General features: G+C 68.4%; 16 protein-coding genes. 7 read left to right on the top strand and 9 right to left on the bottom strand.

Annotated elements, in window-relative coordinates:
• The first annotated feature begins 35 nt into the window (after positions 1–35).
• Positions 36–572: an NUDIX hydrolase gene (locus ABZ720_RS16645; RefSeq protein WP_366556653.1), complete on the top strand. Its 537-nt coding sequence runs from the start codon at positions 36–38 to the stop codon at positions 570–572.
• Between the two features lie 21 nt (positions 573–593).
• Here the strand turns inward: ABZ720_RS16645 and ABZ720_RS16640 are convergent, their stop codons facing one another.
• From ABZ720_RS16640 to ABZ720_RS16620, 5 genes are all read right to left on the bottom strand, one after another.
• The gene (locus ABZ720_RS16640; protein WP_366556652.1) at positions 594–2,819 is read right to left on the bottom strand and encodes a cellulose biosynthesis cyclic di-GMP-binding regulatory protein BcsB; all 2,226 of its coding nucleotides are present in this window, start codon (positions 2,817–2,819) and stop codon (positions 594–596) included.
• Between the two features lie 167 nt (positions 2,820–2,986).
• Entirely contained in the window at positions 2,987–5,473 is a 2,487-nt protein-coding gene (gene hrpB, locus ABZ720_RS16635) for an ATP-dependent helicase HrpB (protein WP_366556651.1), read from the bottom strand.
• 52 nt (positions 5,474–5,525) lie between these two features.
• Positions 5,526–6,698 carry a ribonuclease D gene (gene rnd / locus ABZ720_RS16630; protein ID WP_366556650.1) on the bottom strand — a complete coding sequence of 391 codons (1,173 nt, stop codon included), beginning with the start codon at positions 6,696–6,698 and terminating at the stop codon, positions 5,526–5,528.
• Between the two features lie 61 nt (positions 6,699–6,759).
• Positions 6,760–8,754, bottom strand: coding sequence for a TRAP transporter permease (locus ABZ720_RS16625; RefSeq protein ID WP_366556649.1), 1,995 nt, complete (start codon positions 8,752–8,754; stop codon positions 6,760–6,762).
• A gap of 112 nt (positions 8,755–8,866) precedes the next feature.
• The gene (locus ABZ720_RS16620) at positions 8,867–9,901 is read right to left on the bottom strand and encodes a TAXI family TRAP transporter solute-binding subunit (RefSeq protein WP_366556648.1); all 1,035 of its coding nucleotides are present in this window, start codon (positions 9,899–9,901) and stop codon (positions 8,867–8,869) included.
• A gap of 500 nt (positions 9,902–10,401) precedes the next feature.
• On the opposite strand from ABZ720_RS16620, the gene aspS reads away from it, so the two are divergent.
• Entirely contained in the window at positions 10,402–12,192 is a 1,791-nt protein-coding gene (gene aspS / locus ABZ720_RS16615) for an aspartate--tRNA ligase (RefSeq protein ID WP_366556647.1), read from the top strand.
• A gap of 302 nt (positions 12,193–12,494) precedes the next feature.
• Here the strand turns inward: aspS and ABZ720_RS16610 are convergent, their stop codons facing one another.
• Genes ABZ720_RS16610 through metX form a run of 3 tightly spaced genes read right to left on the bottom strand, consistent with a single transcriptional unit; the run spans position 12,495 to position 15,226 of the window.
• Positions 12,495–13,322: an ion transporter gene (locus tag ABZ720_RS16610; protein WP_366556646.1), complete on the bottom strand. Its 828-nt coding sequence runs from the start codon at positions 13,320–13,322 to the stop codon at positions 12,495–12,497.
• Between the two features lie 39 nt (positions 13,323–13,361).
• Complete coding sequence (metW, locus tag ABZ720_RS16605; RefSeq protein WP_366556645.1) at positions 13,362–14,003, bottom strand: methionine biosynthesis protein MetW; 642 nt, start codon at positions 14,001–14,003, stop codon at positions 13,362–13,364.
• Positions 14,000–15,226 carry a homoserine O-acetyltransferase MetX gene (gene metX, locus ABZ720_RS16600; protein ID WP_366556644.1) on the bottom strand — a complete coding sequence of 409 codons (1,227 nt, stop codon included), beginning with the start codon at positions 15,224–15,226 and terminating at the stop codon, positions 14,000–14,002. Before metX ends, metW begins: the two co-directional genes overlap by 4 nt.
• A 205-nt stretch (positions 15,227–15,431) precedes the next feature.
• Between metX and ABZ720_RS16595 the strand changes: the two genes are divergently transcribed.
• The 3 genes from ABZ720_RS16595 to ABZ720_RS16585 are packed head-to-tail and all read left to right on the top strand — an operon-like array spanning position 15,432 to position 18,345.
• The gene (locus ABZ720_RS16595; RefSeq protein WP_366556643.1) at positions 15,432–16,328 is read left to right on the top strand and encodes a chorismate mutase; all 897 of its coding nucleotides are present in this window, start codon (positions 15,432–15,434) and stop codon (positions 16,326–16,328) included.
• Positions 16,328–17,398 (top strand): histidinol-phosphate transaminase, encoded by a 1,071-nt coding sequence (gene hisC / locus ABZ720_RS16590; RefSeq protein WP_366556642.1) that lies wholly within the window; start codon positions 16,328–16,330, stop codon positions 17,396–17,398. Before ABZ720_RS16595 ends, hisC begins: the two co-directional genes overlap by 1 nt.
• Positions 17,395–18,345, top strand: a complete 951-nt coding sequence (locus tag ABZ720_RS16585; RefSeq protein WP_366556641.1) for a prephenate/arogenate dehydrogenase family protein — start codon at positions 17,395–17,397, stop codon at positions 18,343–18,345. Before hisC ends, ABZ720_RS16585 begins: the two co-directional genes overlap by 4 nt.
• 100 nt (positions 18,346–18,445) lie before the next feature.
• Here the strand turns inward: ABZ720_RS16585 and ABZ720_RS16580 are convergent, their stop codons facing one another.
• Positions 18,446–19,465, bottom strand: coding sequence for a glucokinase (locus tag ABZ720_RS16580; RefSeq protein ID WP_366556640.1), 1,020 nt, complete (start codon positions 19,463–19,465; stop codon positions 18,446–18,448).
• A 103-nt stretch (positions 19,466–19,568) separates the two neighbouring features.
• Between ABZ720_RS16580 and ABZ720_RS16575 the strand changes: the two genes are divergently transcribed.
• Entirely contained in the window at positions 19,569–20,783 is a 1,215-nt protein-coding gene (locus ABZ720_RS16575; RefSeq protein ID WP_366556639.1) for a diaminopropionate ammonia-lyase, read from the top strand.
• Complete coding sequence (locus ABZ720_RS16570) at positions 20,780–21,946, top strand: M24 family metallopeptidase (protein WP_366556638.1); 1,167 nt, start codon at positions 20,780–20,782, stop codon at positions 21,944–21,946. Before ABZ720_RS16575 ends, ABZ720_RS16570 begins: the two co-directional genes overlap by 4 nt.
• The last annotated feature ends 2 nt before the right edge of the window (positions 21,947–21,948 follow it).

Raw genomic sequence — 21,948 nt, 5'->3', positions numbered from 1 at the left:
CACTGCAGGCGACGGACAGTGAAGGAGCCGGTGGCTTGGGCGGAGACGGGACGAACTTCGAACAGCGCAGGCCTGCGGGCGACGACCGGGAGCGTTTGGTCTGTCGCGATTGCGGCTTCATCAACTACCAGAATCCGAAGATCGTCGTCGGCTCGGTGGTGTTGTGGGAGGAAAAGCTTCTGCTGTGCCGTCGCGCCATCGAGCCCAGTCTCGGCTATTGGACGCTGCCGGCCGGCTACATGGAGCTGGGTGAGACAGCCGATGCCGGGGCCCGGCGTGAGGCCTGGGAGGAGGCGCGCGCCCGCATCGAGATCGACCAGCTGCTCGCCGTCTATTCCATTCCGCGCATCAGCCAGGTGCAGTTGATCTACCGCGCTCGGCTGCTGGACGATGCCGTGTGGGCCGGGCCGGAATCAAGCGATGTCGGGCTGTTTGCCTGGGCCGACATTCCCTGGGAGTCGCTTGCCTTCCCCTCCGTGCACTGGGCCCTGCGCCACCATCGCGAGGTGGCCGGGCAGAAGGCCTTCGTGCCCTTCAGCAACCCGGTGGAAGGCCGGCCGGCTGGCCTGTGAGGGCATCGCGCCGGCGGTGGGTCAGCCCTGGTCGCGCCGACGGCGGCGGCGCTGGCGGGTGATCAGCGCCAGGATCAGCAGCGTCAGCAGGACGGCACCCCCCGCGAGGATCGCGTGGCGGTGCCGGTCCAGCAGTTCGAGCCAGGTTTCCGCCCAGGGGTAGCGCAGGCGCGCGGCCGCTTCGGGCTCGGTCTGCAGCGCAAGGGCCACACCCCCGTCGTCGATCCAGGCCAAGCTGTTGCGCCCGAGGGAGAGGCTGGGCGGCGTCGGATAGCGTCCTTGGCCGTCAGGCAGGACCCACAGGCCGCTGTGCTCGCCGAGTCGTGCCAACTGCACCACCGCGGTCTGCAGCGGCGCATCGGCCTGCAGCAGGTTACGGCCGGTGCCGTCGCGCAGGGTGAGCTGGCCATCGGAGAGATCGAGCGGCGCCTGCGGCCGCAGCCCCTGCGCCTGACCGAACAGCAGGAAGGGACCATCGACGCCGGCCGGGGTGCTCTCCCCGAAAAAGCGCAGGCGCGGCCGCACCCTGGCCGGCAGCAGGGTTTCGCTCACGCGCGCCAGCAGCGGCAGGGCTGCGGCAGGGTCGGCCAGCAGGCTTTCGGGCAGAAGGAAGAGCGGATCCTGCCCCATGTGGCTGATCAGTTCGTAGAAGTCGCGCGGGCGCGGCGCCTCTTGCTCGGTGAGAACGCGGCTGCTGGCCAGCAACTGGGCGGGGGTGTCGGCCGGCGGCAGGGCGCAATCGCCAGCGCTCTGGGTGCGGTGCAGCACCACCCGCAGGCGGTTTTCCGTGCCGATCAGGTAGGTGGGCAGAGCCAGGGTCTCGCGCCGTCGCTCGCCGCTGCGTCCGGGCGGAATGCTGGCCAGCAGCGAGTCGTTGAAATAGACGTCGAGCGGGCCCGATCGCGTGCCGTCCGGCGCGCCCGGCAGGATGAGCTGCAATTCTACCGCCGTGGGCAGCCGGCCCTGCGGCAGGTCGCGCAGGGCGAAGTCGAGGAGCCATTCGGAGCGGCCCGCGCCGCTGCGCAGGCCATCGTCGAACCCCAGCTCGGCAAAGGTGACGCCTTCGCGCTTTGGTGTGTCTGCGCTCAGCGACTGCTGCAGGTCTGCACGCAGGCTGCTGGAGTCGGCCAGACTTGACCAGGGGCCCGTCAGCAGCCCGATCGCCGGCTCCGGATCACTGCTGCCGGCCGCGATCACCGGGTAATCCAGGAAGCGCACCAGGCGCAGGTCGGGGGCGTCGCCCGGCTGCGGTTGCAGGCGTGTTGACGGGAGCGGCATCTCGCCCTCCGCAGCGCCGGAGAAGCGCTCGAAACGTTCCTGCGCTTGTGCCACCGCGCCTTCCAGCGCGGCCAGTTCGCTGCGTGCGGCCACCACGATGTGACCGATGCCGAAGCTCTCGTCCGGGGCAAAGCCCTCGAACAGCAGGCTGCGCGCGCCGGCTAGCCCGGAGGCCAATTGACCAACCGGCGCGTCGGCCGGGATCTCCGGCAGTGGCAGGGTGCGCACTTCGCGGCCGCTGGCCTGCAGGCGTCGGGTGATTTCCAGCAGCGCGGCAAAGGCGCCCGGCGTCAGCGGTTCGCGCCCCAGCGATACTGTGACCCGCTGCGGCAGCAGCGACCAGGCCGAGGCCAGGGACTGGACGCTGTGGGCATCGATGGCCAGGTGCAGACCGCTGCCCGGACCGATCCGTACGAAGTCCGTCAGCGTGCGTTCATCGAGGCAGCGGTTCTCACTGCGGCTTGCCCGAAAGTCGAGGCCCAGACTCAGGCTGTCGCCGCTTAGGGCGGCAGCATCGAGCGGGAAGGGCCAGTCGCTCTCGCCTTCACCGGCGAGACCGCGGGTCGCGCGCGGCATGCCGTTGATCGACAGGCGCAGGCTGGCGGTGTCGCTGAAGGGGGTGACATGCTCGAGACCCAGTCCCAGCCAGCCCTCTTCGATGGACACGCCGTGCGGCAGAGGAAAGCGCAACTCGCGCGCGTCGGCGACACCTTCCAGCGCCAGACCCTGGAGATGACCCAGCCGGGCCAGGGGGATGCGGCGGATGATGCGGGCGGAGGGCTGCGTGTCCGATACTTCCGCACCTGGCTCCTCGGTCCCGGCCGCTTCGCCCTCGGTCGGGTCGGCAGCCTCTTCCTGGGCGGCCAAGGGCGACACCAGCAGCAGGATGGCAAGCAACAAACCGCCAAGCAGACCCGGCCGGCAGGCCTCAAGACGGGCGCGCAGCCTTGCAGGCGCAGCGACACTCATGCCGCGGCCGTCCACACCCATGCCCTGCGCGGCCCAGCCACGCCGACCCGCCCCAAGTCTGTCCGCCCCAACCGGCTGTCTTTCTTGCTGTCTCGTAACGGTCGCCAGCATAACCCAAGTGACCCTGCGGCCAAAGCATGACGCTGTTCGTCGGCTCGTGCAGCCGCTCATCGCCGCGGCTTGGCCCTGGCTGTGGCCGGGGCGGTCAGGGGATCCTCCGGCCAGGGGTGCTTGGGGTAGCGGCCGCGCATCTCGGCGCGCACCTCGCGGTAGCCTTCGCGCCAGAAGGTGCGCAGGTCGCCCGTGACTTGAAGCGGCCGCCCGGCCGGAGAAAGCAGGTGGAGCAGCACCGGCACCCGCCCTCCGGCCAAACTCGGGCTCGACTCGGCCCCGAACATTTCCTGCAGCTTCACCGCGAGCACCGGCTGGTCGCCGGCGCAGTAGTCCAGGCGATGGCGTCGGCCGCTGGGTGTGCTCAGGTGGGTGGGGGCCAGGCTGTCCAGGCGTTGACGCTGCGGCCAGTCCAGGCGGTCGGTCAGGATGGCGGCGAGGTTGAGGCGCTGCAGGTCCTCCAGGCGGGTCATGCCGTGTAGGTAGGGCTGCAACCAGGTGGCCAGGTCCCGGGCCAGCGCCGCATCGGACAAGTCGGGCCAGGTTTCCTCGCCCTCGACACGGCGCAGCAGCGCAACGCGTGCCTGCAACTGTCGGGCCGCCTGGCTCCAGGGCAGCGACTCCATCCCACGGCGTTCCACGGCCTGCAGCAGCGCGGCGGCGATCTGCTCGGGGGCGGGGCGCGCCAGCGGCCGTCTCTCAAGCACCAGGGCCCCGATCCGGCGCTGCCAGAGGGCCTCCACGCGTCCGCTGCGTTCGTTCCAGGTGATGTTCTCGCTTTCCTCGATGCGTTCGGCGCAAACCGCCTCGATCTCGGCCTGGGTGAGGGGAGCGGCCAGGAAGATGCGCGCATCGCGCTCCGCGCCGTCCAGGTGGGCCACCGCGAGCCAGTCGGCGGCCGACAGCGGATCCTCCACTCGCAGCACCGCGCCGCGGCCATTGGCGAGCCGAAAGCTGCCGGGACGGCCGGATCGGGCCTGGCCCAGGCGCTCGGGATAGGCCAGGGCCAGCAGCCGGCCGGCGGCCTCGCTGGAGACCGGCTTGCCCGAAAGTCCGAGGCGACGGCGCCATTCGGCGGCGGCCTGGCGGCAGCGCCGCAGCAGACCCCGATCCACCCGCAAACCTTGGGTCGCCGCAGCCCCCTCGCGCAGCAGATCGAGGCGCAGACGCAGGTCGGCATCGCGCGCGGCTTTCAGGATATCGCGTTCCGACAACAGGGCCGCGAGGTCGCAGGCCAACAGTTTCTCGGTGCCCTCTGCCGAAAGCAGCATGTGCGCCAGGCGCGGATGCGCGGAGAGCCGGTTCATGGCGCGGCCGTGCTCCGTGATGCGGCCATCAGCATCCAGCGCTCCCAGAGCGCTCAGCAGGTCACGCGCCTGTGCCAGGGCGGCCGCGGGGGGCGGGTCGAGCCAGGCGAGCTGCTCTGCGTCCTCCAAGCCCCAGGCGGCGAGTTCAAGCGCCAGGGGTGCCAGGTCGGCATCCAGGATTTCTGGGCGGTCGAAGGCCGGCAGTGCACGCTCTTCCGGAGCGGACCACAGACGGTAGCAGTGGCCGGGCGCGGTGCGGCCGGCGCGCCCGCGCCGCTGGTCCGCGGCTGCCCGGGAGACGGGACCGGTTTCCAGGCGGGTCATGCCGCTGGCGGGGTCGAAGCGGGCCCGGCGGGCAAGCCCGGAATCGATCACCACCCGCACGCCCTCGATGGTCAGGCTGGTCTCGGCGATGGCCGTGGCAAGGATGACCTTCCGTCGGCCTGCCTTGGCCGGGCGCAGGGCTGCGTCTTGGCGTTCCGGCGGAAGGGCACCGTAGAGCGGCAGCACCTGCACCGCTTCATCCGTGCTGGCCTCGGTCAAGGCGGCCTCGCAGCGCCGGATCTCTCCCTCGCCGGGCAGGAAGACCAGGAGGTCGCCTTGGGCTTCGCGCAAGGCCTGGCGGACCGCGGCGGTGATTGCCGGCTCCAGGCGGTCGCGCGGGCGCCCGAGATGGGTCACGCTCACGGGGTGCTGGCGCCCGGCGCTGGTGAGCCGCGGGGCCTCGCCGAGCAGGGCGGCCACGGCCGCTCCGTCCAGGGTGGCCGACATGACCAGGAGGCGCAGGTCGTCGCGCAGGGCCTGCACCTCGAGACAGAGCGCCAAGCCCAGGTCCGCCTGCAGGCTGCGTTCGTGAAACTCGTCGAAGATCACCAGCCCGACACCGTCCAGGCCCGGGTCGCTCTGCAATCGGCGGGTCAGAATGCCCTCGGTCACCACCTCGATGCGGGTCTCGCGGCCGACCTTGCTGTCGAGGCGGGTGCGGTAGCCGACGCGCTGCCCGGGCACTTCGCCCAGCAGGCTCGCCATGCGCGCGGCGGCTGCACGGGCCGCGAGCCGGCGCGGCTCCAGCATCAGGATCTTCTGGCCGGCAAGCCAGAGTTCCTCCAGCAGGGCCAGGGGAACCAGCGTGGTCTTGCCGGCACCCGGCGGTGCCTCAACCACCGCAGACCTCTCGTCGGCAAGCGTCCGCCGCAGGGCGGGCAGGAGTTCTTCGATGGGCAGGGTCTCGGTCATGGTGGGGGCGACCGGGGCGGGGACGATCGGGGCGGGGGCGACCGGAGGGGCGTCAGGACTTGGGTTCGGCGCCGCCTGCGGTGAGGGGGACGAGCTTGACCCGCTGGCCCGCGGCCGCCAGGGCGAGGTCGCCGCGCTTGAGCGCCAGGGCGTCCTTGCCGAAGATCTTGCGGCGCCAGCCGGTCAGCGCCGCCACCTCGGCATGATCGTCCAGGGCGATCTGCTCCAGATCGGCGCTGTTCGCCACCAGCTTCTGGGCGATGTCGTGCTCCTCGCACTTGTGTTTTAGCAGCACCTTCAGCAGGTCGAGCAGGGCCTGCGGTGCTTCGGCATTGTCCACCTTGGGGGCCTGGGGGAGAGAGTCCTTCGGCAGCGCCAGCACCGCCTCGATCTCGGCCAGAATCTCCTTGCCGATACGCCCGCGCGCCACGTCGGCGTTCAGGCCGCGCGTGCGCCCCAGGGCGTCGGGCGTGGTGGGAAGCTGGGCGGCGAGGTCGTAGAGCTGCTCGTCGCGAATCACCCGGTTGCGTGGCACGTCCCGGCGCTGCGCCTCTCGCTCTCGCCAGCCGGCCAGCGCCTTCACTGCGGCTAGATAGCGCCGGTCGCGCGAGCGGCTTTTCAGGCGTTTCCAGGCATTCTCGGGGTCGAGGTCGTAGGTCGCCGGATTGGTCAGCGTGGCCATTTCCTCACTGAGCCACTCCGCCCGTCCGTTGCGCTCCAGGCGGCTGCGCAGCTTGGCGTAGACCGTGCGCAGATGCGTGACATCGGAGAGGGCATAGTCCAGTTCCCGCCGGCCGAGCGGGCGGCGCGCCCAGTCGGTGAAGCGTGCGGACTTGTCGATCCGGGCATTGGCCAGGGCGCCGGCCAGCTTCTCGTAGCTCGCCTGCTCGCCGAAGCCGCAGACCATGGCCGCCACCTGGGTGTCGAAGACGGGCGACGGCAGGCGTCCGCAAAGATGATAGAAGATCTCCAGGTCCTGGCGCGCGGCGTGGAAGACCTTCAGCACCTGCGTGTCGGCAAAGAGGTCCAGCAGCGGCGTCAGGTCCATGCCCGGTGCCAGGGGATCGATGATCGCCGGCTCGTCGGGGCCGGCGATCTGAATCAGGCAGAGCTTGGGCCAATAGGTTGTGTCGCGAACGAACTCCGTATCGACCGTGACGAAATCTGCACTGCGCTGGGCCGCGCAATAGCCGGCGAGCGCATCGGTATCTGTCAGGACTAGCATGGCCGGCAGTTATAGCGCGCCGCGCCGGGCCTAGAAAGGCGCAAGGACTGCCCGCTCTGCTTCAAGCCTTCGCCGTACCTCCCGACCTCAGAGTGCTGACGACTCGGCGCATGGCGAGCGTGCCCAGCACCAACGCCACCAGACAGGCCACCGCGAAGGCGGCTGCAAGCGTGGTGTCGGGGATCAGGATGGCGCCCAAGCCGAGTGCGGCGATGACCACGCGCAGTCCGATGTCCGCTGCCGTGCTGTGCGAAAGCCGCCCCTGGAAAGAGAGGCTCAGCGCCAGGGTGCCGGTCACCACGATGAGGAAGGCGGGAAGCTGCGCCCAGCCCGGATTGAGCACCAGTTCCGGATGGGTGAAGACCGCGGCCATCATGACCATGAGCGGCATGCACAGAACGATGGCGTGCATCATGGTGCGCACGAAGGGTGCGTCCGCAATGCGCGAGGTCACGGCCGCCACCACCGAGGTTGGTGGCGAGAGCTCGCCGAAGACGGCGACGAAGAAGGCGAAGAAGTGCACGACCCAGGGGTCGAGCCCGGCCCTGATCATGAAGGGGGCGATGACCACCGCGGTGATGATATAGGTCGGCGCCACCGGCAGGCCCATGCCCACCAGGTAGCCGAAGCCGAAGGCCACCAGCACCATGACGATGAGATTGATGCCGGCGCCTTCCATCAGGATGACGCCCACCTTGGTCGGGACACCGGTGATGGTGAAGCTGGCGGTCAGGATGCCCAGGGTGGCGAGCAGGATCGCCAGTTCGCAGGTGATCGTCGCGAAGGATTCGATCATCCGCAGGAAGGGCCGCGCGATCTCCCGAATGTCGAAAAGGCGCTCCTTGACCACGCGGAAGAGGAAGACCGCCGTCATGGCAAGGAAGAGATAGATGAAGACCGTCTGCGCCGCCGACATGGCGGCGCGCCGCTCGACGCCCATGAAATAGACCAGGCCCACCACCGCCAGGGCATAGGCGGCGATGTTGAATCGGTCCAGGTGGCGCAGCGGGCCGACCTTGTCCATCACGGTGCGGTGCTGAAAGCGCAGGGCGAGGAGGTAGACGGCGAAGGCCACGCCGATGAAGTAGACGAAGGCCGGCGCGAAGCCGCGGGCCACGACATCGAAGTAGCTGACGCGCAGGTACTCGGCCATCAGGAAGGCCGCGATGCCCATCAGCGGCGGCATGAGCTGCCCGCCCAGGGAGGACGCGGTCTCCACCGCCGCTGCGGTGACGCGGGGAAAGCCGGCGCGCACCAGAGCCGGAATTGTGGCCGAGCCCGTGGTCGCCGCATTGGCGGCACCCGAGCCGGAAACGGCGGCAACCGCGAAGGAACCCACCACGACGGCCTGCGGCAGCATGGTGGGCGAGCGTGCCGCCAGGCGCGAGGAGCCGTGCAGGATGGAATCGATGCAACCGAAGGCGCGCAGCGCTGCCAGAACCAGAATGAATGACCCGATCAGGGTGAGGCCGAGCTGTGGCAGGCGCTCGAAGATGCCGGTCGACATCTCGACGCTGATCGAACTAGCCACCCGCTCCCAGGACATGCCCGGGTGGTTGAACAGGCCCGGAACAGCATAGCCGTAGACGGTGTAGAGGATCAGCAGGAGATTGATGACGAAGAGCACGAAGTAGCGTCGCCGCGTGTATTCGAGGATCAGCGCCGCCATGCCGGCACCCACGATCAGGTCATGGGTGTTCCACATACCCATGCGGTAGATGCGGATGTTGTCGAACTCGGTCCGGAGATAGTAGGCGGCGTAGACGCTGAAGCCGATGTAGACGACGGCAAAGAGCCATGGCAGCGCAGGCCCCAGCGCCGGGTAGAGCATCTGCTTGCGCAGGTCGTTCAGGATGACGATGCACAGCGTGATCGGCATCATTGTGACCGCCAGCAGGGAGGGGCCCCCGGCGCCGGTCATGTAATAGCGGAAAAGGTAGACGAAAAAGCCGGTGCAGAAGACGTAGAACAGGATGTCGGCGACCAGGCCAAGCCGCTGCTTGAGCGGGGTGTCCCGGGGCGGCGGTCCAGTTTCCAGTTCGACGATGTCCGACATCCTCTTGTGTCTCTTGCGGCTGGTGGGATCAGATTCAACCGCCCCCGGCCGATCGGACCGGGGGCGGTGTCTCAGCAGCGGGCGCTGTGCGCCCTATACACGGTAAGGCTACTCATTCCGCGATGCGGTCGTCCCAATCCTCGTTCCAGGCGTCGCGGTCCTGGAGGAAGCGGGCCAGCCCCGGATGGATCGGGGCAGCATCGCCGATGGACTCGATGCCGCGCACCTGCATGCCGACGAGATCCTCCTGCAGCTGGGACAGGCCGGGGTCCGCCGCGACAAGCTCGTCGACATTCTCCTCGACCACCTCAAGCATGCGGTAGACCGTGTCGGCGTCCACATTCATGCCGACATGGAAGCCGTAATAGAAGGGGACGGCCACCACCTCGTCGGCGCCAATGGCATTGTCGTAGGCATCGGCACTGACACGGACCACCTGGATGCCCGCATCCGCGAGTTCTTGGATTTCCTCATCGCTGGGGTTGAGGACGTGGACGTCCGTGCTCATGAGCGCTTCCTGCACCCAGGGGGAGGCACTCGCTTCACCGGCCGTGTAGATCGAGAAGGCATCGACCGTGCCGTTCTGGAGCGACTGGGCCGTCAGGCCGGTGTCGAGCTCCACATACTCGTGGCCGACCTCGAGGACGTTCATTGCGCGCTCAAGAGCCGCGCGCGTGTCCCAGGGCGCCGGGCTGGTGAAGACGGGGCGGCCGCTCAGCGAGCGCCAGCCCTCGAACTCGTCGATGTCTTCGGCGCGCACGCCCAGGCCCATCTCCAGCGTGTAGGCCCAGAAGGACTGGGTGAGCTCGTTCTCGCCCGGCTCGAAGCCTGCGTAGCGGCCGGTGTCGCCGGCAATCTCGTGGAAGGCGACGTCGGCGCCGTAGTAGCCGTCGAACTGTCCCGCCGAGAAGCCACGCACAGAGGCCGCTGCCCCGGGGGTCGGCATCACGGTGATGGAGATCTCATCCATGTTGCTATTCAGGAGCTGGGACAGGCTCACCAGCGCACGGTGACCGGCCGAGCCCACAGAGGACGTCGCCCAGCGGATTTCCTGAGTGTCCTGGGCCGTGGCCGGTGAGGACATGAGGCCCCCGCTCAGCCCGACCGCGGCAACGCCCGCTGCCAGAGTTAGAATCGGATGTTTCATGCCAGCCTCCCAATGTTATGCAAATCCTGTTGGTTCAGGAACTATAACCTGTCGGTGCAACTGCTCACAACCGTTGATCAGCAGCCAGTCAAGATCGCGGTGAGCCTTTGGCAGTGAACTATTTGTACACCAATGTTTGGCTGTAATCGATTTTGCGCTCACCCTTCGGACCTACTTGATTCAGCATCAGCGACGAGGGCGCGTCGACATGCTGTGGGACGGCGGCGTTGCTTCGTGCATCGACAATTCCACCGTGGGGACCCCTCCCTGTGCCCCGATCCTTGACAAACACCCGCCGCTCGTTGCCTCTTGCCGCCGCCTTTTCGACGCGCGCGCAGCCTTGTGCGGCGTGGGGTCGGGGCCTGGAACAGGACGCTTTCGATCGGGGTCGCTTGGCGAGCCGATTGACTGCAAGACGATCCAGCATCATTCGCGGCTGAACAGCCGGTTGCCTGCCCGCTCACGGGGCAGGCGCGGAGCCCTTCGAAACGGAAAAGCCAATGCACGCCTATCGTACCCACACCTGCGGTGAACTGCGCGCCTCCGATGCCGGCACGCAAGCGCGCCTGTCCGGCTGGATCCATCGCAAGCGCGACCATGGTCAGCTGCTTTTCGTGGACCTGCGCGACCACTTCGGGATCACCCAGTGCGTGGTGGACGTGTCGTCCCCGATCTTCGCAGAGGTCGAGGCTGCGCGGCCGGAGAGCGTGGTGACCATCACCGGTACGGTGGTCGAGCGCTCGGCGGAAACGGTCAATCCGAAGGTGCCCACGGGCGCGGTGGAACTGCGCATCGAGGCCTTCACGCTGCAGTCCCGGGCCGACCTCCTGCCGCTGCAGGTCAACTCGGAAGAGGATGCCGGCGAGGACATCCGTCTGCGCTACCGCTACCTCGACCTGCGCCGTGAGAAGATGCAGCGCAAGATCGTTTTGCGCGGCAATGTGATCAATTCGATCCGGCGCCGGATGATCGAGCAGGATTTCGTCGAGTTTCAGACGCCGATCCTCACCGCCTCTAGCCCCGAAGGCGCGCGCGACTTCTTGGTGCCCAGCCGCCTGCACCCGGGCAAGTTCTACGCCCTGCCGCAGGCGCCGCAGATGTTCAAGCAGCTGGTCATGGTGGCGGGCTTCGACCGCTACTTCCAGATCGCGCCCTGTTTCCGGGACGAGGACAGCCGCGCCGACCGCTCACCGGGCGAGTTCTACCAGCTCGACTTCGAGATGAGCTTCGTCACGCAAGAGGACGTCTTCGCCGCCATCGAGCCGGTGCTGCATGGGGTCTTCGAGGAGTTCGCCGACGGCCGCAAGGTCTCCCCGGCGCCCTTCCCGCGCATTCCCTTCGACGAGGCCATGCGCAAGTACGGCTCCGACAAGCCCGACCTGCGCAACCCCATCGAAATGCAGGCGGTGACCGAGCACTTTGCCGGTTCCGGCTTCAAGATCTTTGCCGGCATGATCGAGAAGGATCCGCAGGTCGAGGTCTGGGCCATTCCCGCACCCGGTGGCGGCAGCCGAGCTTTCTGTGATCGCATGAACTCCTGGGCCCAGGGCGAGGGGCAGCCGGGTCTGGGCTACATCTTCTTCCGCGAGGGCGAGGGTGCCGGGCCCGTTGCCAAGAACATCGGCCCGCAGCGCACGGCCGCGATCCGCGAGCAGCTTGGGCTCAAGGACGGCGATGCCGTTTTCTTCGTCGCCGGACTGCCGAAGAAATTCGCTGCCTTCGCCGGCCAGGCGCGCACCCGCGTCGGCCAGGAACTGGAGCTGATCGAAAGCGGAGTCTTCAAGTTCTGCTGGATCGTCGACTTCCCGATGTACGAGCGGGACGAGGAGACGGGGCAGATCGAGTTCTCCCACAACCCCTTCTCCATGCCCCAGGGCGGGCTGGAGGCCCTGGAGACCCAGGACCCGCTCACCATCAAGGCCTTCCAGTACGACATCGTCTGCAACGGCGTGGAGCTCTCCTCCGGCGCGATCCGGAACCATCTGCCGGAAGTGATGATCAAGGCCTTCGAGATTGCCGGCTACGGCAAGGAAGAGGTGGAGGCGCGCTTCGGCGGCCTGTTCAATGCCTTCCGCTACGGCGCGCCGCCGCATGGTGGCTCGGCACCGGGCATCGACCGCATCGTCATGCTGCTGGCCGACGAGCCCAATATCCGCGAGGTCATCCTCTTCCCGATGAACCAGCGCGCGGAAGACCTGATGATGGCGGCCCCGGCCGAAGTGCCGGCGGAGCGCCTGAAGGAACTGCACCTCAAGCTGGCCCTGCCCCCGAAGGTCGTGAAGGAGGGCTGAGGGCGCCGGCTGGCGGCGGCGCGCGATGAACGTGGCTCGCAAAGGGCCCCTCTCTCGCACCAATGCAGCGCCGGCAACGCCTTAACCACCGTCACTGCGAGCGACCAGCGGGAGCGCGGCAGTCCAGGGCCGCGAGCCAATGGCCCTGGATCGCCGCGTCGGCTTCGCCTCCTCGCGATGACGGCCGTGGTAAGCGGTTCCTCCCGGATCAATCACCGTGCAGCGGGGGGGTAGGGGGCCGAATTTCCGGCGTTGAGCTGCCGAGCAGAACACGGAAATCGTCAACACGTGCCGAAGCCGCCCTACTGCCTCTGATCCTCCGGTCGCCGCTCCTGGCGCATCTCTGCCACCTCCTGGCGCAGGCTGCGCAGCTCTTCCAGGATGGCCGCGGCATCGGCGTGGGCCTGTTCGCGCTCGGCCTCGATTTCCGATTGGTGCTGGCTCTGCATGGCGTCGACAATGATGCCGATGAAGAGGTTCAGCACGGTGAAGGAGGTCAGCATGATGAAGGGCACGAAGAAGAGCCAGGCGATGGGATAGGTTTCCATCACCGGCCGCACGATGCCCATGGACCAGGATTCCAGAGTCATGATCTGGAACAGCGAGTAGGATGAGGCGCCGATTGTGCCGAACCACTCCGGAAAGCTGGCACCGTAGAGCCGCGTGGCGATGACGGCGAAGACGTAATAGACCAGGGCGAGCAGGGCTACGATCGAGCCCATGCCGGGGATTGCGCTCAGCAGCGCGCCCACCACGCGGCGCATCGAGGGGATGCCGGAGACGAGGCGCATGACGCGCAGCACGCGCAGCGCGCGCAGGACCGAGAGGTTGCCGGTGGCCGGCACCAGCGCCACGGCCACCACAAGGAAGTCGAAAATGTTCCAGGGGTCGCGGACGAAGCGCCGGCCGTAGACCAGCATCTTCGCACTCAGTTCGGCGACGAAGACGGCCAGGATCAGGCTGTCGAGCAGGCGCAGCAGGTCGCCGGCGGTTTCGCGCGCCGTGGCACTGGTTTCCAGGCCCAGCACCACCGCGTTGATGACGATCAGCGCCATGATCGTGCGCTGGGTGCGCGGGTGCTCGACCAGCGCCCGCAGCTTCTCACGCCACGCCGATTGCCCCGCGGTCATGCCCGGTCCCTCACTGTGCGTCCCTCATTGGACGGTCTTTCAATCGCGTCTTAGAAGGAACACTCCGTCCTGTCCCAGGAGGTTGGCCAGCGTGGGCGAGGTGATCTCTTTCGGCGTGCCGTCGTCGCGCACCGTGAAGGCATGGTCCACGGCAATCCCTTCCTCGCGGCACAGCGACAGGAAGTCCAGCAGGGTGCAGAGGTGGATGTTCTGCGTCTCGTACCAGGCTTCGGGCAACGAGGGCGTTTGCGGCATGCGGCCGTGCAGCAGCAGGGACAGGCGGATGCGCCAGTAGCCGAAGTTCGGGAAGGAAACGATGGCACGCCGGCCAATGCGCACCAGCTGCCGCAGGACGGCGCGCGGGTCACGGGTCGCCTGCAGGGTCTTGCTCAGCACGGCGACATCGAAAGCGCCGTCCGGATAATGGGACAGCGCGGTGTCCGCATCGCCCTGCACCACGGAAAGACCGCGCGCGACCGAAGCGTTCACGCCTTCCTGGCTCAGCTCCATGCCGCGTCCGACGACCGACTTTTCCCGCACCAGGAACTCCAGCAGCATGCCGTCGCCGCAGCCGATGTCGAGCACCCGGCTTCCGGGCTCGATCAGCTCGGCGATCAGCCGAAGGTCCGAACGCCCGAGGCTGCCCGGTGCTGGCACGGAGAGAGGTTGCGGTCGGCTCATGAGATCCGCTCTTCGCTCGGGTCTCGTTCGCCCAGCTCGAGGGGAATCAGGTCTCCTGTCGGCAGGTCGAGCCGTTCCGCCGAGCCGTTGAGGAAGCCGTGCAGCGTGGCGTGGAACTCGGGCTCGTTCAGCAGGAAGGCATCGTGTCCCTTGTCGCTTTCGATCTCCACGAAGCTGACGTCGGCGGCGACGGCGTTAAGGGCGTGCACCACGCGCTTGGCCTCGGCCGTCGGGAAGAGCCAGTCGCTGGTGAAGGAGACCAGGCAAAAGCGCACCGGCGAGTCACGGAAGGCCCCGGCCAGCACGCCGGCATGGTCGGCGGCGAGATCGAAGTAGTCCATGGCCCGGGTGATGTAGAGGTAGGAGTTCGCATCGAAGCGCTCGACGAAGCTGGCGCCCTGGTAGCGCAGGTAACTCTCCACCTGGAAATCCGCGTCGAAGCCATAGCTGAGCGCGCCGCGGTCCTGGAGCCGTCGGCCGAATTTGCGGTGCAGCGCCGGCTCGGAGAGATAGGTGACATGGGCGGTCATTCGCGCCACCGCGAGGCCGCGGCGCGGCACGCTGCCGGCCTCGAGATAGCGCCCTCCGCGCCAGTCGGGGTCGGCCATGATCGCCTGGCGGCCGATTTCGTGAAAGGCGATGTTCTGCGCGCTGTGGTGGGCGGCCGTAGCGATGGCGATGACGCTGTGCACGCGTTCGGGGTGGTGCGCCGCAATCTGCAGCGCCTGCATCCCACCCATGGAGCCGCCGATGGCGCAGAAGAGCTTGTCGATGCCCAGATCGTCCAGCACCCGCAATTGTGCGCGCACCATGTCGGCGATGGTCACCACGGGAAAATCGAGGCCCCAGGGCTCGCCGGTCGCTGGATTGATCTCCTTCGGCCCCGTCGAACCCATGCAGCCGCCGGGTACGTTCACGCAGATGATGAAATAGCGGCGGGTGTCGAGCGGCCGCCCCGGACCGATCATCACTTCCCACCAGCCCGGCCGGCCGGTGATCGGGTGATCCTCGGCGGCGAACTGGTCGCCGGTGAGCGCGTGAAAGACCAGGATGGCATTGCTGCGCTCGGCGTTCAGCTCGCCATAGGTCTGGTAGGCGAGCACCGCCGGTGCAAGAGTGGCACCGCAGTCCAGCTCCAGAGGTCGCTCCGGTCCGATTTCGAGCCGGTGACCGGGCAGGGCGCGCTGAATCTCCGGGGTTTTCGAGGAGCTTGGACCGGCCATGGGCTGCGAAGCTGCGACTACTCTGGTGTAACGGGGTGCAAACGGCGGAACGATCGCACACTAAGGAAGCGGCGCCCCTTTCTGTCAATGCCCCTTTCCGGGAAGCAGCCCCGGCTTCCGTTCAGCGCAAAGGTTGCGGGATTCCTTTGATTTTCGTCGATTCTGCGACTAACACTGGGCGCCCTTGGAACCAAGATCCCGGACAATGATGGATAGCACTCCATCCCTCGACAGCTTGCGTGGCGAGATCGACGAGATCGACAGCAAGATCCACGATCTCCTGATGCGCCGCACCCAGGTTTCGCGCACCATCGCCAATGCCAAGCCGAAAGGGCCGACCTCCTTCCGCCTGGCGCGGGAAATGCAGGTTCTCCGCCGCCTGGTTGCGCGCCATGCGGGCCCGTTGCCGCGTGCCGTTTTGGTGCGTCTTTGGCGCGAGATCCTGGCCGACTCCCTCTCCCAGCAAGGGCCATTCGCCGTGGCCGCCTACAGCGCCGAGCCGGGCAGCAACCTGACTGGGCTGGCACGCGACCATTTCGGCGTGCTGACCCCGGTGCTGGAGCGTGGCTCAGCGGTGCAGGTGATCAACGCTGTCGTTGAGGAAGAATGCAGCATCGGGCTGCTGCCGCCGGCGGCCAGCGATGCGCCGGATGCCTGGTGGCGCTATCTGGCGCGCGGGGGCAAGCAGGTGCCGCGCATCATTGGCTACCTGCCCTTTGCGCCGGCTGCGGCGCCGTCGGGCGCCGGCCAGACAGCGCTGGTCATTGGCCTGGTCGATGCCGAGCCCTCGGGTGCGGATCACAGTTTCCTGGTCCTCGAGGCCGGATCGGAACTAAGTCGCAGCGCAGCGCGCAGCCTGGTGGAAAAGGCCGACCTGCCGGTCCATGATACGGTGCTGTGGGACAGCCCCTCGGAGGGCTATCTCCTCCTGGTGGAGGTCGCCGATTTCGTGGGGCGCGACGACCCGCGCCTGAAGCGCCTGCTGGACACGAGCGGCGGGCGGGTTCAGCACTGCTGGCTGATCGGCAGCTATCCCCTGCCCTTCGCCGAAGCCGAACTGGTCGACCCGAGAGTTGCCGCCAAGGAACGAGAGCGTAGCTGATGCCTTTGCAAGTCCGTCCCGGAATCATGGAGATCGCCGCCTATGTCGGCGGGGAGGCTGCCATTCCCGGCGTTGAGCGGGTGATTCGCCTGGCCTCGAACGAGAATCCGCTCGGCCCCAGCCCCCGGGCGGTGGAGGCCTATCGCGCGGTGGCGGACGAGCTGCATCGCTATCCAGACGGCGGTGCTGTGGCGCTGCGCGAGGCCATCGCGCAGGCCCTGAACCTGGATGCCGCGCGCATCGTCTGCGGTGCCGGCTCCGACGAGCTCATTTCCCTGCTCACCCGCGCCTATGCCGGACCGGGCGACGAGGTGCTCTATTCCCGCCACGGCTTCCTCATGTACCCCATCGCCGCCAAGAGCGTCGGCGCGACGCCGGTGGCGGCGCCGGAGCGCGAACTGACGGCCGATGTGGATGCGCTGCTGGCTGCGGTCACCGAGCGCACGCGGCTGCTGTTCCTGGCCAACCCGAACAATCCGACCGGCAGCTGCCTGCCGGCGTCCGAGATCGAGCGGCTGCACGCCGGCCTGCCGGACTCGGTGCTGCTGGTGCTCGATTCCGCCTACGCCGAGTATGTGGAGGGGGCGGACTATAGCGACGGCAGCGCGCTGGTGGAAAAGCACGATAACGTCGTGATGACCCGCACCTTCTCGAAGATCCACGGCCTGGCCTCCCTGCGGCTGGGCTGGGCCTACTGCCCGCCGGCGGTGGCCGACGTGCTGCACCGGGTGCGCGGGCCCTTCAATGTGGCGGCCCCGGCCCAGGCTGCCGGGGTGGCGGCCATCGGCGACAGCGAGCACCTGGAGCGCTCGCGCCGGCACAACGCCGCGGCCCGCACTGCCTTCATCGAGGGGCTGAAGCGTCTCAATCTTCGCGCCGAACCCAGCGAGGGCAACTTCGTCCTGGTGCGCTTCGGCGATGCGGCTGCGGCGGCGGCCCATCTCAAGCAGGAAGGTATCTTGGTGCGCCGTATGGATGCCTACGGACTGCCGCAGCACCTGCGGGTGACCATCGGCACCGACGAGGAGATGGCGCGGGTGCTGGACGCGCTCTCCCGCTTCGAGCAATGAGCACGGTTCCCTTTCAGCGCGTCGCGATTCTCGGCATTGGCCTTATTGGCTCCTCTCTTGCCCGGGTCATGCGCACGCGCGGCCTGGCCGAAGAGATCGTCGGCTTCGATGGCGCCGAAGCGGTGCGTGAGCGCAGCGCGGCGCTGGGGCTTTGCGACCGCCTGACCGACAGCCCGGCCGACGCCGTGGCCGGCGCCGATCTGGTCATGCTTTGCCTGCCGGTGGGCGCCAACGCTGCCGTCGCCGAGGCCATGGCGCCCAGCCTCGCCCCCGGCTGCATCGTCAGCGACGTGGGCTCGGTCAAGCTCTCGGTCATCCGCGACGTTGGCCCCTGCCTGCCGGAGGGGGTTCACTTCGTGCCGGGCCATCCCATTGCCGGCACCGAGCACAGCGGCCCTGACGCCGGCTTTGCCGACCTCTTCGAGAACCGCTACGTCATCCTGACGCCGCCTCCGGGCTGCGACGGCCAGGCGGTGGCGCGGGTCAAGGCCCTGTGGGAAGCCTGTGGCGCCATGGCGGAAAGCATGGACGCCGCGCATCACGACAAGGTGCTCGCGGTCACCAGCCACCTGCCGCACCTCATCGCCTACACCATCGTTGGCACGGCCTTTGATTTGGAGGCCAGCGAGCGCCAGGAGGTGATCCGCTATTCCGCCGGCGGCTTCCGCGACTTCACCCGTATCGCCGGCTCCGATCCGGTGATGTGGCGCGACGTCTTCCTCAACAACCGCGAAGCCGTGCTCGAGATGCTGCAGCGCTTCAGCGAGGACCTGACGGCGCTGCAGCGCGCGATCCGCTGGGGCGAGGGTGACACGCTGGAAGACCTCTTCCGCCGCACCCGCGAGATCCGCCGCGGCGTGATCGAGATGCGCCAGGCCGGCACCTTCGACGCGCGTGAGCCGGGCGGTCCGGCGCCAGAGACGCCCAAGGACGAGCCGTCGCAGTAGCCACGGCCTAGAGCGGTGAATCCGCTCTGAACCAAGAGTGTAGGGCAGATTCACGACTCAAACCGGGTCGCTTCGCGAACCGGATTTGAGTCGATCTGGTCTAGTTCTGTTGGAGGTCTCCGGGCTCCGGCGGTTCGCTCAGCAGGCGGCGCAGGCCCAGAAACGCGGCGTCGGGCCGGGTGAGCCGCCACAGCGGCACGCGGGCGAGATAGTCCGAGAAGCGCCCCTTGTCTTCCAGGCGCCGACGGAAAGCCTCGGCGTCGAACAGCCCCTCCAGATGGCCCAGGACCCCGCCCGCCAGATAAACGCCGCCCAGGGCGCCGAAGGCCAGGGCGAGGTCGCCGGCCAGCGTTGCCAGCCAGTTCTGAAACAGCCCGATGGCATCCTCGCAGAGGCGATCGCCGGCGCGGGCGGCCGCCACGACTTCGGCCGGTGTGCCTGGCGGGGCGGGTGCGCGGCGCAGCGCTGCCAGCGCCTCGGCAATCTCCACCAGGCCGGGGCCGCTGGCCAGGCGCTCATAAGAGACATGCCCGCGTTCCCGACGCAGCTGGTCCAGAACCTCTGCTTCCTCTGCGTTGCAGGCAGCGGCCGTCATGTGGCCGGCCTCGCCGGGCACCACGGTCCAGCCGCCGTGCCGGTCGGCGACGATGGCCGCCGCGCCCAGCCCCGTGCCGGGACCGAGCACCAAGATCGGTCTGCCGGGCCTCGGTGCCAGTGCCGGCCCCAGGGGTCGGCGGTCCCCATCGGTCAGCAGGGGCAGGGCATGCGCCAGGGCAGCGAAGTCGTTCACAACCTCCAGACGCTCCAGCCCCAGTTCCGCCTGCACGGCCCGGGGCGTGAAGCGCCAGCGCGCGTTGGTCAGGCTGATCTCCGCATCCGCGCTGTGGCTTCCCACCGGCGCGGCGATGGCCAGGGCCGCCGCGGCCGGGGTCGGGCAGTCGGCCTGCTCCAGGACGCGAGCGATGGCCGTGGCCGGCCCGGCGACCGAGGCCGTGGCCATACGCGCGTGATAGAGGGCGTCTTGGCGTGCCAGCGAACCGGCGGGATAGAGGGCAAAGCGGGCGTTGGTGCCGCCGATGTCCGCCACCAGCCAGAGGGCCTTGGTCCCTGAAAGCGTCATGGCTGGGACGTCTCCATCAGAAAGCCGATTCCGCCCAAAGCGAGCTTGCTCTAGGCTAGGCATCTTCCGTCAGCCTGAAAAGACGCCGGACCAAGAGGATGAGATGCTGAAGCCACCGCCGCGGATTCTCGACCATGCGAGCCTGTCTGTGACGCAGGGGCCCTGGCCCGCGGCGCTGGATGCCGTGCTTTCGCCGGCGATGGCCGAAGCGGCGCTGGCGGAGATCGCTGACTGGCCGGGCTATGCGCCGACGCCGATCCAGCAGCTCGACCGCCTGGCCGAGGCGCTGGGTCTGGGCGCGGTCTACTACAAGGACGAGAGCCATCGCTTCGCCTTGGAGAGCTTCAAGGCGCTGGGCGGAGCCTATGGCGTCTTGCGCCTGGCGGCGGCGCAGGTGGCTGAGCAAAGCGGCACGACGCCGGCGCTCAGCCGCATCCGCGCTGGAGCGTTCCGGGAGCAGCTGCGGGAGCTGACCGTCACCACGGCCACCGATGGCAACCACGGCCGCTCGGTGGCCTGGGGCGCGCAGATGGCCGGCTGTCGCTGCCGAATCTACATCCACGCCACCGTCAGCACTGGACGGCAGCAGGCCATGGAGGCGCTGGGCGCCGAGGTGGTGCGCATCGAGGGGGACTACGACGAATCGGTGATCCGCTGCGCGCGCGACTCCGAGGAAAACGGCTGGTTCGTGGTCTCGGACACCTCCTACGAGGGCTACACCGACGTACCGCGTGAGGTGATGGCGGGCTACAGCGTCATGGCCTCGGAAGCGTTGAAGCAGCTTGCCGACGCGCCCCCCACCCACCTCTTCATCCAGGGCGGCGTTGGCGGCGTGGCCGCGGCGCTCTGCGCGCGCTTCTGGCAGGGTCTGGGTGAGAGGCGGCCGCGGACCGTGGTGGTGGAACCGGCCAGCGCTGCCTGCATCCTTGCCACGGCCCGCGCCGGGCAGCCGACGCAGGTGTTGCTGGAGGAGGAGACTCTGATGGCGGGGCTGTCCTGCGGCACCGTCTCTCTGCTGGCCTGGGACATCCTCAAGGTTGGTGCCTCGGACTACCTCACTATCGGCGAGGAGGGCGTGGCGCCGGCGATGCGCCTGCTGGCCTCGGGCGAGGCCGGCGGCGGCGCCATCGTTGCCGGAGAATCGGCGGTGGCCGGTCTCATCGGCCTCATCGCCGCAGCACAGGACGAGACCCTGCGGGCGGGGTTGGGCCTGGGGCCGGACAGCCGGGTGTTCCTGCTGGGCAGCGAGGGGGCGACGGACCCGGACATCTATCGACAGTTGGTTGGCAGCGGCCCGCAAGCGGCATCCGGCCAATGAACGCCGCGCCGCCGCGGGGCTTCCCAGAGGCCGAGTATGCCGCGCGCACCGCAAGCGCCCAGGCCGCCATGGCGGAGGCCGGGCTGGACGCGCTGCTGCTGACCACCGAGCCGGAGGTGCGCTACTTCTCCGGTTTCCTCACCCAGTTCTGGCAGTCACCCACGCGGCCCTGGTTCCTGGTCGTTCCGGCCGCCGGAAAGCCGATCGCAGTGATTCCGACAATCGGTGCCGCCAGCATGACCCGGACCTGGGTCGAGGACATTCGCAGCTGGGAGTCGCCCGCGCCCGATGACGAGGGGGTGAGCTTGCTCGCCGATACCCTGCGCGGGCCGCTGGGCGAGGGCGGTCGCCTGGGCCTTCCCATGGGACCGGAGACGCACCTGCGTATGCCGCTGGCGGACTACCAGCGCCTGCTCGCGCTGCTGCCGGGGGTACGGGTGGCCGATGCCGGGCCGGTCATCCGGGCCCTGCGCATGATCAAGTCGCCGGCGGAAATCGCCAAGATCGAGCACCTCTGCGGCCTGGTCAGCGGCGTGTTCGAGACGCTGCCTGGACGGCTTGCGCTGGGGATGAGCGAGGTGGAGATCTTTCGCGGCTTCAAGCAGGCCTGCCTGGCCGCCGGCGTGGACGACGTGGCCTATCTGGTTGGCGGTGCCGGACCCGGCGGTTACGACGATATCATCTCGCCGCCCGCCGACCGGCCGGTCGCGGCAGGCGACGTGCTGATCCTCGACACCGGCGCGACGTTCGACGGTTATTTCTGCGATTTCGACCGCAACTACGCGTTCGGGTGGGCCGATGAAGCAGTGCAGCGGGCCTACGACACGGTTTTCGCGGCCACGGATGCCGGCTTCGCGGCGGCCCGGCCCGGCGCCTGCTGTGCCGATGTCTTCCAGGCCATGCAGGCGGTACTCGAGCGTGGAGGCGCGCACGGCAATGCTGTCGGGCGCATGGGGCACGGGCTGGGCATGCAGCTCACCGAGTGGCCCTCGCACACCGCTCGGGACGAGACGGAACTGCGCCCCGGCATGGTCCTGACGCTCGAGCCGGGCATGACCTTCGCCCCGGAACGGATGATGGTGCACGAGGAGAATATCGTCATCGAGGAGGCGGGTGCGCGCTGGCTCAGCCGCCGTGCCCCGCCTCAGCTGCCGGTCATCTGAGG

The sequence above is a fragment of the Aquibaculum sediminis genome (assembly GCF_040712085.1).
Lineage (GTDB): Bacteria > Pseudomonadota > Alphaproteobacteria > Kiloniellales > DSM-21159 > Aquibaculum > Aquibaculum sediminis.
The sequence above is the reverse complement of the archived record's forward strand: the minus strand, read 5'-3'. Positions and strand labels throughout refer to the sequence as shown.

Excerpts from the sequence above, each read along its gene's own strand:
- ABZ720_RS16640 (WP_366556652.1), bottom strand. The coding sequence starts at position 2,819 with ATGAGTGTCGCTGCGCCTGCAAGGCTGCGCGCCCGTCTTGAGGCCTGC.
- hrpB (WP_366556651.1), bottom strand. The coding sequence starts at position 5,473 with ATGACCGAGACCCTGCCCATCGAAGAACTCCTGCCCGCCCTGCGGCGG.
- rnd (WP_366556650.1), bottom strand. The coding sequence starts at position 6,698 with ATGCTAGTCCTGACAGATACCGATGCGCTCGCCGGCTATTGCGCGGCC.
- ABZ720_RS16625 (WP_366556649.1), bottom strand. The coding sequence starts at position 8,754 with ATGTCGGACATCGTCGAACTGGAAACTGGACCGCCGCCCCGGGACACC.
- ABZ720_RS16620 (WP_366556648.1), bottom strand. The coding sequence starts at position 9,901 with ATGAAACATCCGATTCTAACTCTGGCAGCGGGCGTTGCCGCGGTCGGG.
- aspS (WP_366556647.1), top strand. The coding sequence starts at position 10,402 with ATGCACGCCTATCGTACCCACACCTGCGGTGAACTGCGCGCCTCCGAT.
- ABZ720_RS16610 (WP_366556646.1), bottom strand. The coding sequence starts at position 13,322 with ATGACCGCGGGGCAATCGGCGTGGCGTGAGAAGCTGCGGGCGCTGGTC.
- metW (WP_366556645.1), bottom strand. The coding sequence starts at position 14,003 with ATGAGCCGACCGCAACCTCTCTCCGTGCCAGCACCGGGCAGCCTCGGG.
- metX (WP_366556644.1), bottom strand. The coding sequence starts at position 15,226 with ATGGCCGGTCCAAGCTCCTCGAAAACCCCGGAGATTCAGCGCGCCCTG.
- ABZ720_RS16595 (WP_366556643.1), top strand. The coding sequence starts at position 15,432 with ATGATGGATAGCACTCCATCCCTCGACAGCTTGCGTGGCGAGATCGAC.
- hisC (WP_366556642.1), top strand. The coding sequence starts at position 16,328 with ATGCCTTTGCAAGTCCGTCCCGGAATCATGGAGATCGCCGCCTATGTC.
- ABZ720_RS16585 (WP_366556641.1), top strand. The coding sequence starts at position 17,395 with ATGAGCACGGTTCCCTTTCAGCGCGTCGCGATTCTCGGCATTGGCCTT.
- ABZ720_RS16580 (WP_366556640.1), bottom strand. The coding sequence starts at position 19,465 with ATGACGCTTTCAGGGACCAAGGCCCTCTGGCTGGTGGCGGACATCGGC.
- ABZ720_RS16575 (WP_366556639.1), top strand. The coding sequence starts at position 19,569 with ATGCTGAAGCCACCGCCGCGGATTCTCGACCATGCGAGCCTGTCTGTG.
- ABZ720_RS16570 (WP_366556638.1), top strand. The coding sequence starts at position 20,780 with ATGAACGCCGCGCCGCCGCGGGGCTTCCCAGAGGCCGAGTATGCCGCG.